This window comes from Nonomuraea sp. NPDC051191 (genome assembly GCF_044455665.1).
GTDB lineage: Bacteria > Actinomycetota > Actinomycetes > Streptosporangiales > Streptosporangiaceae > Nonomuraea.
On record NZ_JBITEZ010000023.1, the window covers coordinates 124140 to 138677 of the forward strand.

Genomic DNA, 14538 nt, shown 5'->3' on the forward strand with positions numbered 1-14538 from the left:
CTGAGAGGGCGGATCGTGAGGCGATGCCCTTTTGATCATTTGCCCTGCGCGGGGAGCGCTGGTCACAGGCCTCGTCACCGAGTTACGGACATGGTTGGGTGAACAATCCGGGCTCGATCTCCACGAGGATGCCCAGGCTGACCAGGCGTTTCAGTTTGGCGCGGGTGTTTTCGATGTTGTTGCGCACCAGGGGCAGGTCCAGCGCCAGGCAGAGCTCGCGTGCTCGTGTGGGCTGGCCGGTGTCGGCTATGAGGGTGAGGATTTGCTGGTAGGCAGGGTGTCCGGGCAGCGCGGGGGCTGGTGGCGTGGGTGCGGGATCGGGCTCGGTGGCCAGGGCGAGCAGGGTCTGGCGAGTGATCCGCAGGTGGTCGAGGTCCTGGTCGAGTTCCCGCAGGCGGGCGGTCAGCTCCTCGATCTGGGCCGGTGTCTGTTCGATCTGGCTGGTCAGCGCCTGCTCGCGGGCGTCGATCCGGTCCACAAGCCAGGTGCCGGGGTCGGGGGGCCCGCTCACGCCGAGCGCCAGGTGGGGGTGGAGGTGCCGGTCAGCCGAGCCAGCAGCAGCCCCGGTGGCTCACCCGGCGGCATCGGCGTCGCCGAGGACCCGCGCCAGATGGTCGGTCAACGCCCGTGCCGCGGCCATGTCCAGGTCTTTGACGCCTTTGGCGGTGACCGCCACGCTGGCTTGGCCATCCCCACGTGACAGCGTGACCGTGATCTCTCCGTTGCGTCCGCGCAGCCAGGCCACCAGCACCGTCGCCAGTGTCGCTAGCGCACCTCCTGCCCCCAGGATCACCTGCAGAGCGTCGGTCACCGGCCCCAGCGCCCCCGGCTCGGGATCCCGCTCCACCACAGCCACCCGGCCGCGCAACTCCGGCTCCTCCACCAGCCACCGCCGAAGGTCACGCAGCAGATCTGCGTCGCTACCGGACTCGATGCTCACCCGAACGTCCACCGGCACTCCAAAGCCGCCCCAGGGCCCCCACACCCGCCGATATGCCAAGAATCTACCTGCTGAAACAAGATGCGTACACGACCATGCAATACGTCAAACGGCGGACCAGTCGCTTCACAGAGAGGCGCTATTTCCTGAAGGAATCTGGTTTACCGCCCGCCTGCCGCGTGCACGTGGAGGGCAGGCGGGTGAACCGATCGGGGTACAGCCGATCGCCTTCTGGGTGATGCTGGGGGGTGTGGGTATCTGGGCGCAATAGCCGCTGACCGTCGGCCAGGTGGTCGACGCGCTGGTCGCGGTCAAGGCGGGGCTGCTGGTCGACCCTGACCACCGTCCCGACGGCCCAACACAGGAGGACCTGCCGTCGCTGCTGGCCGGGCTGCTGGCTAAAGTCGAGCTGGAGATGGCCACCCTGCTCCACCCGCTGGAGCAGGAGGATGGCGCGGCCGAGGCGGTCGCCGGCTACCTGGCCGGATGGCATGAGGTGGTCCACGTCGGCGAGGATGATCGCGACCTCTTGGTCTTGCAGACGCTCGCTAGCCGGCTGCGGCGCACCGTGACCGACCTCGATCACGCAACCGGCGGCACCGCAGCGTCATCCGGTGATCAGCCGATCGTGGCCCAGGCCGCGCTCAACGCCCTCCTGGCTACCGCAGCCTTCCCTTGACGCGCTGCTGCATGCCGGCGATCCGGCCTACGACGAACAGAGCGGCCTCGACCACGCCGAACGCTAATCCTGTTCTCGCAGGTCACCTATGACGGTTGAGCCTTGCGATCCGAGGAGGCTTGACGTGTGGAACAAAGGGCCGGACAGCATCTGCGTGAGCTTCCGGCCGGGGAGTCGTACGAGCACACGACATCGTCATTGGCGCCCTGGGCAACTTTTTCGGGCATGAAAGCCTGCTAACGCGTATATTTTGAGGTGGCGCCGGGGGGCCGATGACGTAAGGGCGGCCATTTCTGGACGATGCCGGAGCAGGGGATGCCACCGGATGAGCTACATGGATTGATGCTGGCCCGGCCGGGTGCCCGGGTGCTTGTCGTCGGATCCGGGGCCTATGTCGCCCAGTCGCGCCTGCGGGCCGTACCAGCGGTCGAACGAACGGTCGTCGACCTGGGCCGCCACCTGACCGAACGGACCGGACTCGATCCGGCCCACCTGACCACGCTGGTGAACCCGAGGGATCCCCAGGAGTTCGGCTCCGCGCTGGTCGACGTCGTCGAGCAGGCGGACGACGTGCTGGTGTTCTACTACGTGGGCCACGGTCTGATCAGTCCGCGCGGAGAGCTGCACCTGGGCACCTTTTCGACCGTGGACCTGACCCAGGGGATCGCCAGCCATCAGGCCCTGCCGTACTCCACGGTCAGCGACGTGCTGTCGGAGTGCCGCGCGCAGCTCGTCCTGATCGTGCTGGACTGCTGCTTTTCCGGGCGAGCACAAACGGTGATCCAGCCTGGCATCGATCAGGTGTTCGCCGCCTCCCGGCACGGCAGCTACGTGCTGGCAGCAGCGGGCCGGGACGAGGCGGCCTGGGCGCTGGAGGGTGAACGGCACACCATCTTCTCCGGGGCGTTGATCGATCTGCTCGCCGGCGGTGATCCGGCTGCCGGGCCGTACCTGACCCTCGACGACGTGCACCGATCGTTGTCGCGCAGGCTCAGTGAGCGAGGCCTGCCCGCGCCGCGCCGGCAGGCCACCGGGTTCGGCGATCGGCAACGCCTGGCCGTCAATTCGGCCCACTCCGGCGAGTCCGGCGAGCAGGTCGGCGAGATCAGCCCCTATCTCGGGCTGACCTCGTTCGGTCCGCAGGACGCCGAGGTCTTCTTCGGCCGGTCCGAGCTGACCGCGCAGCTGGTCGATCGGGTCGCCGGGCAGCTGACCTGCCGGGAGTTCCTGATGGTGGTCGGCCCCTCGGGGGCGGGCAAATCCTCGCTGCTGCGGGCCGGGCTGATGCCCGCGCTCGAGCACGCCCCCGGGACCAGCGTGATGGTGTTCACTCCTGGCCAGGATCCGGTCAGCACGCTGGGCGACCGGTTCGCGGCCCTGGCAGGTTCGTCACCCGGTGAGTTGAGGGAGACGCTCCTGGCCGACCCAGGTCGCCTCCGGGAACTCCTCGACGGATCGGGCGAGCGAGTTCTCATCGTGGACCAGTTCGAGGAGATCTTCACCCAATGCAAGGACGAGTCGCAGCGGTGCGCCTTCCTCGCCGTGTTGCACGCGGCGTGCTCGGTCGCGGCGGTGGTCATCAGTGTCCGCGCCGACTTCTTCGGTACCTGCGTCGGCTACCCCGAGCTGGCGGCCGGCCTGGATCGGCCGGTCGTCGTCACCCCGATGACCGTGGCCCAGCTGCGGATGGCCATTGAGGAACCCGCCAGGGTGGCCGGGCTCACCGTGCAGCCCGCCCTGGTCGATCTGCTGCTTGAGGACATCGGCGTTGACCTGGGCATCAGCGGTTCCAGCAGCGTTTTGCCGCTGCTGTCGCACGCGCTGCTGGCCACCTGGCAGCGTAGGGAAGGCGGCGTGCTGACCGTCAGCGGCTATCGGGCCGCCGGAGGAGTCAGCCAGGCGCTGGCCAAGACCGCCGATGCGACCCTGGCCGCACTGGACCTCCCCGGGCAGCGGGCCATCCGCCAATTGCTGCCACGGTTGGTGGGGCTCGGCGAGAGCACCGACGACACCCGCATCAGGATCCCCCTCGACGACCTGCTGCCCATTGCCGACGACCGCGATGACACCTGGCAGGCGCTCGACCGATTCGTCAGAGCCCGGCTGCTCACCGTGGACGCCAACACCATCGAGATCAGTCACGAGGCGCTGATCCGCGCGTGGCCCCGGCTCCGCGAGTGGATCAACGTCAACCGGGCAACGCTGCTGGCCCGGCAGCAGCTCGATCGGCAGGCCAGGCACTGGGCCGACCACGAGGAGGACCCGTCCTATCTCTACAGCGGGAACCGCCTGGCCGCCGCACAGGAGGCCAGGACGCAGTGGGAGGCGGATCCGGCCGGCTTCCCGCCGCTCTCCGAGCGCTCCGCGCGGTTCCTGCGCACCAGCGTCGCGGCCCGGGAGCGGGCGAAGCGGGCTAGGAAGTGGGGCATCGGCGTCGTGGCCGCCTCCTTGGCCGTGGCGTTGCTCGCCTCGATCGGCATCACGGTGAACGCCCGGAGCACCGCCGACGAGGCAGAACGACAGCGGCTGGCCGCGATCTCGCAGAAGGTCGCCACGCAGAGCGTGGAGGCCGCTGATACCGATCCCGAGCTGTCCAGGCTCCTCGCGGCGGCGGCGTTCTCGCTGAGCGGGACCTCCGCGGCTCGGTACAGCCTGGCCAGGGCCTGGGCCGATCCTCGAAGGAGGGTTCTGTCCACCGTGGTCATCGCGGTGTACACGCTGACCATGGGGCAGTTCGGCGGCAAGCCCGCAATCATCGCAGGCGGCGGTTACAGCGACAGCGGCCGCGGAAAGCTGGTGATCTGGGATGCCACCGACGGCAGGCAAATGCAGGTGATGGACGCGGCCAGTGCGGTCGTGTCGGTGGTCATGGGGCAGTTCAACGGTCAGCCCGCGATCATCTCCGCCAGCAGCAGCGGCAAGGTCGAGATCTGGGACGCCGTCAGCGGGCAGCGACTCCAGGTCTTGAATGCGGCGGATTCCTTGTCCGCGGTGACCATGGGACAGTTCGACGGCGAACCCGCGATCATCTCCGCCAGCAGCAGCGGCGAGAAGGGCGGCACGATCGAGATCTGGGACACCGACGGCGGCCGGCGGCTGCTCGCGATCAACACCGGCGGCTGGCTGTCCACGGTCACGACGGGCCAGTTCAACGGCAAGCCCGCGATCATCTCCGGCAGGAACAGCGAAGACGGCCAACTGGAGATCTGGGACGCGGTGAGTGGTCAGCGACTGCACGCGATCGATACGGCCGGCGGGATGGCCTCGGTGACCACGGGGCAGCTCAACGGCGCACCCGTGATCATCACCGGTAGCGGCGACACCATCGAGGTCTGGGACGCCAACGGTGGCCGGCGCCTGCGCGCGATGACCACGGCCGATTCGGTCTCGTCGGTCAGTTTGGGACAGTTCAACGGCCGGCCTGTGCTCATCTCCGGCGGCGGCGAGAGGAACGTCCACGAGAAGTCCGAGCGCCTGCTGGAGATCTGGGACGCCGTCAGCGGGCAGCGACTGCAGGTCATGGATGCGACGGGTTCGTTGTCCGCGGTGACCATGGGACAGTTCGGCGGCAAGCTCGCGATCATCTCCGGCAGCGACGGGTGGGACCGCGGTGACGTCGAGATCTGGGACGCGGTGAGTGGTCAGCGCCTGCACGCGATGGACACGATGGATGCGGATGGTGCGCTGGCCGGGGTGACCATGGGAGAGTTCGACGGCCAGCCCGTGATCATCACCGGCACCGGCGGTAGCGTCAGCTCCGCGGGCGGGGTGGAGGTCTGGGACACCGTCAGCGGGCAACGCCTGCACACGATGGCCACGGCCGGTGCAGTGTTCGCGGTCGCCATGGGACAGTTCGGCGGCAAGCCCGCGATCATCTCCGGCGGCGTCAGACACAACGATGAGAACAACGGATACACCGGCAGGGTGGAGGTCTGGGACGCCAACGGCGGCCGCCGCCTGCACGCGATGGACGCGACCGGCTGGGTGTCCGCAGTCGCCTTCGGACAGTTCGCCGGCAAGCCCGTCATCATCTCCAGCACCGACAGCTTCGTCGATGGCGTCGGCCGGGTGGAGATCTGGGACGCCGCGGACGGCCAGCGCCTGCACGCGATGAACGCCGCCGGTGCGGTCGCCTCGGTCGCCATGGGACAGTTCAACGGCAAGCCCGTGATCATCTCCGGCGGTGACGATGGCAGCGGCGGCGGCACGGTGGAGGTCTGGGACGCCGCCAGCGGGCAGTCGCTCCACGCGATGGACCTGGCGGGCGCGGTGCACTCGGTGGCCATGGGGCAGTTCGGCGGCAGGCCGGCGATCATCTCCGGGGGCGTCAGGCCCAGCGGCACCACGTACACGGGCAGGATAGAGATCTGGGACGCCAACGGCGGCCGCCAACTGCACGCGATGGACGCGACCGGTTCGGTGTCGGCAGTGGCGGCCGGGCAGTTCAACGGCAACCCGGCGATCATCTCCAGCGGGGGCGACGGCAGCGGCCGCGGCAAGATCGAGATCTGGGACGCCGGCGACGGGCAGCGTGTGCACCAGATAGACGCGGCTCACTGGGTGTCGGCGGTGACTGGGGGCCAGTTCAACGGCCAACCCGTCATCCTCACCGGAAGCGGCGACCTGCTTCAGGTTTGGCTCCCGTCGCTGCCCGCCGACCTGCTCGGGGGCGTTTGCGCACAGGCTTCTCGGCCTCTGACCTCGGAGGAGTGGGTTGAGCACGTCGGGCCTGACGATGCGTTCCGGCAGGTGTGCCCTGGGCGGACTATCGCGCGACCTTGATCGCTTTCTTCTTGATCAGTCCGCACACGGATGGTCGGCGATCCGAGAGAGATCAAGTACCTGCCACGCCCTCTGGTTTGGGGGACCAGTACTGGCGCTGGAACGAGAACGTACGCTAAGCCCATTCCGGCAGGTCGGCGCTGACGTTGAAGACCGAGCCCCGGAACATACCGTTCAGGTCCGTTGTCGGCGGATGAGCCTCCAAGCGCCTGGCCATTTCACAGGTCTTCGACGTAGCCGGCGGCGATGTCGTCGGGTGGGTTGGTGTACAGGCGAAGGTAGCGGTCGTTGGCGTGGCCGAGGCGGCGTTCGAGTTCGGCCCGGTTGTGGCCGGAGGCCTCGGAGAGCCGGTAGCCGAAGGTGTGGCGCAGGTCGTGCGGCCGCAAGGCGCCGAGATGGCGTTCGCGGTCGCTGGTCTGGGCGTCGTGGAGGCGGCCGACCTGGTCGACGATGGTGTTGACCGAACGCGGCGAGAGCCGGCCACCGGGTCTGCGGGCGGCGATCGAGGATGAGGCCAGGAACAGGGCGTCGCTGACCGGGTCGGCGTCGCCGGGCCGTTCCTGGTCCAGGTAGTCGGCCAGAGCGTGCCGGGCGTCGCGGCCGACGAACACGGTGCGGACAGTACGGCCCTTGCCGCGCACCCCGGTGAGCGCGGCCTTCTTGACCCGGCGCAGCTCGGCCGGGTCGCACGGGTCGAGTTGGGCCAGGTCCAGGCCCACGAGTTCGGCGCGGCGCAGTCCGGTGGACAGGATCAGGTGGACGATGGCGCGGTCGCGCAGCGGGCGGGCGTGGCGGTGCAGCGTGGGCTTGCCGGTGGTGCCGCCGTGGCGGCGTCCGGTCAGCTGGTGGAAGTCTTCGATGCGGTCCAGAACATTCTTGACGGTGCGGACCTGGGCGGCGGCCAGCGCGCGGACCTGCGGAGCGGGCAGGCGCAGCAGGTCGACCTTCTTGGTGGGTCGCCGTTGCGCAGCAGGGCGGCCGGGGCGTGCACGATGATCCAGGAGAACAGCGCCGACAGATGGGCCAGATGGTTGTTGACGGTCGCCGGGGCCATCGGTCCGGCGCTGGCGGTGTGGCGGGTGTTGCCGTGGTCGGACAGGTGGTCGCGCCAGGCGGCGACCTCGCGGGGAGTGACTGCGGAGAGGCGGTCGTGGCCGAGCCCGTCGGCCAGCCAGTCGGCGAACCGCTGCAGGTGCCGGGTGATCTTTGCTTCGACTTCGGCGGAGCGGACTCCGCGCACGGCCAGATCCAGATACCGCTGTGTCCACATCACCAGGCTGTCGTCGGCCTCAGCGAGCTCGTCACGAAGATCGACTATCTTTCGTGAAGTGTTTTTGCGGCGATCCTGGCCGGGGCTGGCGGCCTGGGGGATGCTCATGGGACCAAGTTACTTCACAGAAGGGTCATTTCCTGAAGAGAAACGGTCTGGCCAACCCTGGGCCTTGTTCCCCGATCACGCTCGTTTGGGGCTCATGACACGTTTCTTACCGGCACCCCAAGAAGCCCCAGGTCGCTACCGCTAATTCCTACACCCAGCCTCCTCGAAGGCCTACACGGCGCGTGGACGGTCCAGGAGGTGCTACGCCTGGCCGCCGTGGCCGAGCGCGTCTTGGAGCATCCCCTCGCACGCGCGGTGGTGGACGGCGCCACCGAACACGGCCTGCCGCTCAGTGACCCGGCCGACTTCGAATCGGTCACCGGACAGGGCATCGACGCCGGTGTGCTCGCCCCCGCCGCCGAGCGGCTGGCCCGCACCGGCCGCACGCCGATCCTGGCCGCCGTGGACGGCCGGCCCGCCGGCGTCCTGGGCGTGCCCGCGCTTGATCGTGATCTGCCACAACGTTCCTGGCCGACATGCCCGGAAGGCGCGGATCTTTCGCAGGTCGCCCTCTTGCTGAGTCGCGACTTCAGTCCTGTGCTCCTGGCCGGCCCACGCCTTACCGGCGGTGCGCCTTGGCGGCGTTCCTGGATGCGGCGTTGCCGTTCATGGGCAGGCAGGACGGCGTCTGGAACACCACTCCGTCGAGGAAGTTGCCGAACGTCGGCCTTCCGCCTGCCGCCGACACCGACTCGAAGGCGAAGCGGGTGACGGTCTGACCGGCGGGGACGACGTAGGTGCCGGTGTAGTGGCCCCAGGCGTTGTTGTCGTCGGAGATGTCGGGAGAGGATGCGCCGTCCGGGTTCTGGGGGATGGTGGCGGTCGGGGTGCCGATGAGGACCCGCATGACGTCGGTGCCCAGGCGGCCGCGGTGGTAGAGCGACCAGGTCATCACGGTGCCGGGGACGGTGGGGACGTCCTGGTAGAGGGTGGAGGCCTCGTTGGCGTTGAGTTCGGCGAACTGCCGGCCGTCGGCGGCCGGGACGCCTTGGAAGCCGGTGTGCCAGAACTCCAGCTTGCGGTCGCCGGCGGTGGTGTGCCAGCCGACGGCGGGGTTGGTGGAGGCGTCGGGCAGGATCTGGTAGCGGGTCACCGGCGGGGTCTCGAAGCTGCCGTTGACCAGGTTGATCGGCTGGCGGGTGCAGTCGACGGTGACGGTGACCGTGGCGGTGCTGGTGCCGCAGGCGGTCTCGATGGTGTACGAGAAGGTGTCGGTGCCGGCGCGGTCCTTGTCCGGGGTGTAGATCAGCCTGTCGCCGGAGACGGTCACCTTGCCGTAGGCGGGCTGGGTGACGGCGCTGATCGTCGGCGCGGTCCCGGTGTCGTTGGCCAGGACGGGCACGGTGACGGGCGTGTTGTCGGTGGTGGAGGCGGTGTCGTCGGCGGCGTTGGTGGGCGAGATGGAGTTGCCGCTGACGATCTGGATGGGCGGCGCGGCGGCGTTGTTGCCGAGCTGACTGGGGAGCGCGATGACGCTGCTGATGCCGCTGGGCCGGATGGTCATGCTGCGCCCGACGGTGCCGGGGTTGACGCGGAAGGTGATGACGGTTGGCCCAGGGTCGGTTTTGCCTCCCGGCGACCGGACGGTGAGGGTGAAGGTGCTGCCCGGTGCGATCTGGCCGCCCCACAGGCTGGGCGAGGTGGTGACGGAGATGTTGCCGTTGCCGAGCCGCCAGCCGAGCGCGTTCTTCCAGGAGTACTCGACGGGGTAGTTGGCCCAGCCGTGCCGGACGCAGGGACCGGCGGCCTGGTGGACCGTTCTGCGTACGGTAGCGGAAGCGTCGGCTTGCGCCGGGGGAGGTCGCGGCGAGCAGGGGAAGCAGGAGGGCTCCTGTGATGGTCGCCGTCGTCATGATCCTGGCTCGAGAGGCGAGGCGGCGCCGGAGACGCAGTGTGGGGTTCAACTTGTCATCCTCGCTGTCAGTAGTTAAGAAATAACTATCTGTAGTTGACTGGGTAGAACAAGGGGGTCCGCCCGGTCATCTCAAGTGGGAGTAACGCGGCCGGGGTGTGCGCCGGCCGGGGTGCGACGGCACGCCCGCCTCGTGACACCGGAAGGGGCGAACTTGCCGGAACGATGGCGAACCCTATCCGGGCCGTGACTCTTTGTAATTTGATGAATACAGAGTGCGAAGAGGGGGATGTCGGACGCAACACTTCGATCAGCCACAAGATCGCGCGCCCCACGTGACGGCGGGGCCCGCTGTTCAACGCCCGCCTTCACTTCGTACCGTGCCCGCCACAGCGGGCCGCCCCCTGGAGAACCAGCAGACATGACACCTCGCGCCCTGCTCGCCCTCCCCCTATCCCTGGTCCTGTCCCTGCCCCTCCTGCTGGGGCCCGCGCCGGCCCAGGCCGCTCCCCAGCGCACCGATCTGCAGACCGCACTGGATGCCATCGCCACCAGCGGAGCCCCCGGCGCCCTGGCCGAAGTCCGCGACGGAAGCGGCACCTGGGCCGGCACCAGCGGCAGCAACGACCTCCACGGCACCCCGGTCCCAGCAGGCGCACGCTGGCGCATCGGCAGCGTCACCAAGACCTTCGTCGCCACCCTCATCCTGCAACTGGCCGGCCAGCGCAGGATCGGCCTGGATACCCCGATGGCCGAGTACCTGCCCGGCCTGCTGCCACGCGGCGAACAGATCACCATCCGCATGCTGCTCAACCACACCAGCGGCACCGGCGACTACGCCGCCACCTGGGAAGACAGCCCGGCAGGCTTCCGCCGCCTGGCCACCACCACCTACACACCCCAGCAGCTCATCGACCGCGGCATCGCCCTGCCCCTCACCTCCGCCCCCGGCGGCCAGTGGGCCTACTCCAACACCGGCTACATCGCCCTCGGCCTGCTCGCCGAAAAGATCACCGGCCAGACCCTGTCCCGCGCCCTGGACGAACGCATCTTCCGCCGCTACCTGCTGCGCAACACCTTCCTGCCCGCCACCGAACGCACCATCCCCGGCACCCACCTCAACGGCCACACCACCGACGAGAACGGCGACCTGGAAGACATCACCCGCTCCGACACCTCCCATGCCTGGGCGGCCGGCGGCGTCATCTCCACAGCCGCCGACCTCAACCTCTTCTACTTCCTTCTCACCCACGGCGAGATCCTCCCTCGCTCCCTGCTGGCGCAGATGGAGCGCACCGTGCCAGGTCCTGGCCTGGACTACGGCCTGGGCCTGATGAAGCTCACCCTCCCCTGCGGCATCCAGGTCTGGGGACACAAGGGCCACATCCCGGGCTACGCCACCTACAGCTTCCACAACGACCGGCGCGACCTCACCGTCACCGCCAACGCCCTGCACTCCCGCGACGACGCCGCCACCGACCAGGCCATCAACCACCTCATGGAGGTCGAGTTCTGCACGCCCTGACCATCACACCGGAAGCACGGTGCCCAGGGCGTCCGGAGCGTGGGATTCACCTGATCCAGACGGCCTGGGCCCGGCTGTGGCCTGCCCGTACAATGGCGACGGCTACCGCTCAGCGGGCGGGGCTCGGAGCGGTGGAGCGATCCGCGAGCCCGGCTGCTGGACGGCCAGGCGTGGGAGCAGGCGCGGCCACGTGGTGTACGGGCCAGGTCTCGCGCCCGCGCTGGACACACCTGCGGCCCCTGTCTTGGTCTCAGTTGTCAGCTACGTGGTCAGCTTCACGGGAAGGGCCTTCGGCCGGCACCGCGGAGAGTGTCGGCAGAGGCGAGGCGATCCGAGTGGCGACGGCTGCCAGGATCGCGCCTGCCACGGCTGCGACGGCGGCGGCGACGAAGGCGGAGGCGCCGGTGTCATGGGGACCGGTGAGCCGGCCGGCTACGGCGGTGCCCAGGCCGTAGCCGGCCCACATGAAGGTGTTGAGCCAGGCGAAGACCTCGGTGCGGTATTGGGCGGGGGCGTGGTCGGCGAGCAGGGCCGGCACGACCGCGTCGCGCGGCCCGGTCACCAGCCCGATCAGAGTGATCAGTACGGCGAGCGTCACGAAGCCGGGCGCCCACGCGCCGCCGAGCAGGATGGCAGCCTCGGCGAGCGAGAGCAGGACGAGCACGCGCCGGCCGGTGACGGGCCAGCTCCGCGCGCCGTACCCGAGGGTGCCGAGGAGGGCGCCGGCCGACAGCAGGCCCATCAGCACACCGGCGGCGGCCGCCGAGCCGAAGGTGGTGGCCGAGGCGACCGTGGCGATGCGCAGGCAGCCGAAGGTGAAGGTGCCGCAGGCGGCGATGGCCAGCAGCAGGACCGTAGGCCGGTGGGTGAGCGGCCCGGCCAGGCGGAGCCTGCCCGGTGGGGTGGGCGCTGCTCGCCGTACCGCGGGGGAGGCCAGGAGGAGCGCGGTGCCGAGCAGGACGGCGGCGCCGGCGGCGGCCACCACGCCGCGAGCCGGAACGGCCAGGGTCAGGACCGGCACAAGCAGGGGGCCAGCGATGAACGTCAGCTCGTTGACGGCATTGTCCACCGCATAGGCGGCGGGCAGGGAGGCGGCGGGGACGAGGCGTGGCCAAGTGCCTCTGATGACCGATCCGGCGGGTGGGGTGGTGGCGCCCAGCAGTACCGCGGCGCCGATCATCAGCGCAGGCGAGGCCAGGAGAAGGAGGCCGTAGGCGAGGGCATGGGCGGCCAGGTAGCCGGTCAGGGCCGGGCGGGGGCCGTACCGGTCGGCGATGCGCCCGCCGAGTGGCGCGCACAGGGCCAGGGCCAGCGCGTGTCCGGTGAGTACGAGGCCGGCGTCGGCGTAGGAGCCGAGCCGGTCGACGGCGGCCAGCAGCAGGGCGAGGCTGAGCACGGGCGTGCCCAGCTTGACGACGAACCCGGTGACGAGCAGGTGAGGGACGCCAGGCTGGGCGAGCAGGCGTCGATAGGGCGCGAACATGGATGGCGGCTCCGTTACTATCTAACTGGATTATGCCTATGACACACAGAGGGGATGTTACTAGTCAAGTGCAAATAGCCTGTAACGTAACCCGGCAGGCTCCGCTGATCGCCGAGCTGGTCAACCTGGCCACGGCGCACTGGCGGGGCGGCGCCTCGGTGCAGCCGCCGGCAGACGAGGACCTGGCCACGACGTTCGCCGCCCAGCTCAGCGATCACGCGAGTGCGGCCCTGCGCGCGATCCCGGGCTCAGGACGGCGCCTGGCCGAGCTGGGCACCGAACTGCGGCAGGCGCTGCTGGCCGAGCATCCAGCGGACCAGGCGGCCCGCATCAACGCCATGATCCGCAGGTACGGCGCGCAACCGTACCTGGCCGAGGATGTCGGCCAGCCGTTCCATCTGCACTTCCACGGTTCGGGCGGCACCCCGGTGGAGGCCCTGGGCGGCGAGTTCGCCACAGCGCTCGCCCTCATCGTGGACGGCTACGGCCCAGATCGCTTCGGACAGTGCGCGGCGCACCAGTGCGAGGCGGTCTACATCGACCTGACCCGCAACGCCTCGCGCCGCTACTGCAGCGCGGCATGTACGGCTCGCGCCAAGACCGCCGCCTACCGCAGCCGCCGCCATTCCTGATCGAGTCTGGTCGTGCTCGCGCATGAGACGGCACGCCTACGCCGGATGCCGGTCGGCGGGCGCGAACTCGGCCAGGTAAGGCTTGATGTCCAGGGGGGTGAGTCGGCACGGCCCCGCGGTGGGCGGAGACGCCCATGCGCGGACCTCGCTCGCGACCTGCTGGTGGGGTTACGGCTGCTCACACCCCAGTTCTCAAGACCGTCAACCGGTCCCCGGTCAGGAAGTGCTTCGCCTTCTGTCAGCCCGGCATGATGTGCGGAGGATGCCGTGTGCGGCCAGTTGCTCGGGGATGCCGGCCAGGGCCGGTAGCTGGTCGATGTGGTGGACGCCGGTGGGCAGCGCGCCGGCGAGGACTGTGCGGGTGACGTGTGCGGCGACGAGGGCGGTGGCACGGCTCTGGCCATTGCCAGTGAGGGCGAGCGCGGCGTGCCGGTCGCCGTTGACCGCGTCGACGCGAACGGCGAAGCCGTCGCCTCCGATGTGCACCCGCGACAGCGCGGCGGTGATGAGATGGCGCAGCGCGGGGCGCCGGTCGACGCGGAAGACGGCGAGCCGGCGCAGGCCCGCCAGCAGTGTGGTGGAGAACGCGGAGTCGAGGCACATCCGGGTGGCGACCCTGGGCACGCCGAGGGTCCGTCGCAAGCTGTGCTGGTCGGAGAAGTCCAAGGGGTAGGCGATGCGGCGGCCGTAGCCGGGCATGACGTATCGCCGCGGGCGGGCGCCGGCGGGCTGGGCGAGCCGGGCCACGGTCCAGGCCACCGCGTCCGCGCCGTGTCGTTCACCGGCACCGAGCAGCACGGTGATGTCGATGCGCTGTGCGCCGCCGACACGGTCGTGCACGCGCCGAGCGAGCAGGTTCGTCAGTCCTGGCGCGAGGCCGACGCTGAGGACCCCGGTCGCCCCGCTGACGGTGGCCCGGTCGGTGAGGTCTTCCACCTGGCGCAGCAGGTGGTCGGAGGCGCCGACATCGACCAGGTGGATGCCGCGGGACAGGCAGGTCTCGGCCACAGTGGCGTCGGCCGGCTCGACGCAGAGGACGACCGCTGTGATGGGGTCGAGGTCGAGAAGCCGCTCCAGGCCGCCGATGTCGGCCAGGTCGAGCCGGGCCCTTCGCACGGTGTCGGGAAGGCGGGCGCCGTCGGGATTGCGTCCGGCGGCGATGACCTGGCCGGGAAACCACCCGTCCAAGGTCGTCGAAACCTGGGCGCCGACCGCGCCATAGCCACCGATCACGAGAATCCCGGACATCAGACCAACCTCCTGTATT

Annotated in this window: 13 protein-coding genes; 5 read left to right on the top strand and 8 right to left on the bottom strand. The window is 69.7% G+C overall.

Annotated elements, in window-relative coordinates:
- Positions 1-82 precede the first annotated feature (82 nt).
- On the bottom strand, positions 83-511 hold the full coding sequence (locus ACIA8R_RS46090; RefSeq protein ID WP_364101511.1) for a hypothetical protein: 429 nt from the start codon (positions 509-511) through the stop codon (positions 83-85).
- A gap of 60 nt (positions 512-571) precedes the next feature.
- A complete protein-coding gene (locus ACIA8R_RS46095) occupies positions 572-940 on the bottom strand; it encodes a hypothetical protein (RefSeq protein ID WP_364101508.1) in 369 nt (122 codons plus the stop codon).
- Between the two features lie 289 nt (positions 941-1229).
- Between ACIA8R_RS46095 and ACIA8R_RS46100 the strand changes: the two genes are divergently transcribed.
- Complete coding sequence (locus ACIA8R_RS46100) at positions 1230-1619, top strand: hypothetical protein (protein WP_397044182.1); 390 nt, start codon at positions 1230-1232, stop codon at positions 1617-1619.
- Between the two features lie 300 nt (positions 1620-1919).
- The gene (locus ACIA8R_RS46105; protein ID WP_397044184.1) at positions 1920-6401 is read left to right on the top strand and encodes a caspase family protein; all 4482 of its coding nucleotides are present in this window, start codon (positions 1920-1922) and stop codon (positions 6399-6401) included.
- 218 nt (positions 6402-6619) lie between these two features.
- On the opposite strand, the gene ACIA8R_RS46110 is transcribed toward ACIA8R_RS46105, so the two are convergent.
- From ACIA8R_RS46110 to ACIA8R_RS46125, 4 genes are all read right to left on the bottom strand, one after another.
- A complete protein-coding gene (locus ACIA8R_RS46110; protein WP_397044244.1) occupies positions 6620-7339 on the bottom strand; it encodes a tyrosine-type recombinase/integrase in 720 nt (239 codons plus the stop codon).
- On the bottom strand, positions 7240-7779 hold the full coding sequence (locus ACIA8R_RS46115; protein ID WP_397044245.1) for a hypothetical protein: 540 nt from the start codon (positions 7777-7779) through the stop codon (positions 7240-7242). The genes ACIA8R_RS46110 and ACIA8R_RS46115 overlap by 100 nt, the downstream gene beginning before the upstream one ends.
- Positions 7780-7980: 201 nt before the next feature.
- Entirely contained in the window at positions 7981-8241 is a 261-nt protein-coding gene (locus tag ACIA8R_RS46120) for a hypothetical protein (RefSeq protein WP_397044186.1), read from the bottom strand.
- Between the two features lie 97 nt (positions 8242-8338).
- Positions 8339-9283, bottom strand: coding sequence for an Ig-like domain-containing protein (locus ACIA8R_RS46125; protein ID WP_397044188.1), 945 nt, complete (start codon positions 9281-9283; stop codon positions 8339-8341).
- Between ACIA8R_RS46125 and ACIA8R_RS46130 the strand changes: the two genes are divergently transcribed.
- Positions 9249-9491, top strand: coding sequence for a hypothetical protein (locus tag ACIA8R_RS46130; RefSeq protein ID WP_397044190.1), 243 nt, complete (start codon positions 9249-9251; stop codon positions 9489-9491). The genes ACIA8R_RS46125 and ACIA8R_RS46130 overlap by 35 nt on opposite strands.
- Positions 9492-10052: 561 nt before the next feature.
- The gene (locus tag ACIA8R_RS46135; RefSeq protein WP_397044192.1) at positions 10053-11156 is read left to right on the top strand and encodes a serine hydrolase domain-containing protein; all 1104 of its coding nucleotides are present in this window, start codon (positions 10053-10055) and stop codon (positions 11154-11156) included.
- Positions 11157-11406: 250 nt separating this feature from the next.
- Here ACIA8R_RS46135 and ACIA8R_RS46140 read toward each other — a convergent pair whose 3' ends face one another.
- Entirely contained in the window at positions 11407-12639 is a 1233-nt protein-coding gene (locus tag ACIA8R_RS46140) for an MFS transporter (protein ID WP_397044194.1), read from the bottom strand.
- Positions 12640-12707: 68 nt separating this feature from the next.
- Between ACIA8R_RS46140 and ACIA8R_RS46145 the strand changes: the two genes are divergently transcribed.
- Positions 12708-13271 carry a CGNR zinc finger domain-containing protein gene (locus ACIA8R_RS46145; protein ID WP_397044196.1) on the top strand — a complete coding sequence of 188 codons (564 nt, stop codon included), beginning with the start codon at positions 12708-12710 and terminating at the stop codon, positions 13269-13271.
- Positions 13272-13487: 216 nt separating this feature from the next.
- Here the strand turns inward: ACIA8R_RS46145 and ACIA8R_RS46150 are convergent, their stop codons facing one another.
- On the bottom strand, positions 13488-14519 hold the full coding sequence (locus ACIA8R_RS46150) for a saccharopine dehydrogenase family protein (protein WP_397044198.1): 1032 nt from the start codon (positions 14517-14519) through the stop codon (positions 13488-13490).
- Between the last annotated feature and the right edge of the window lie 19 nt (positions 14520-14538).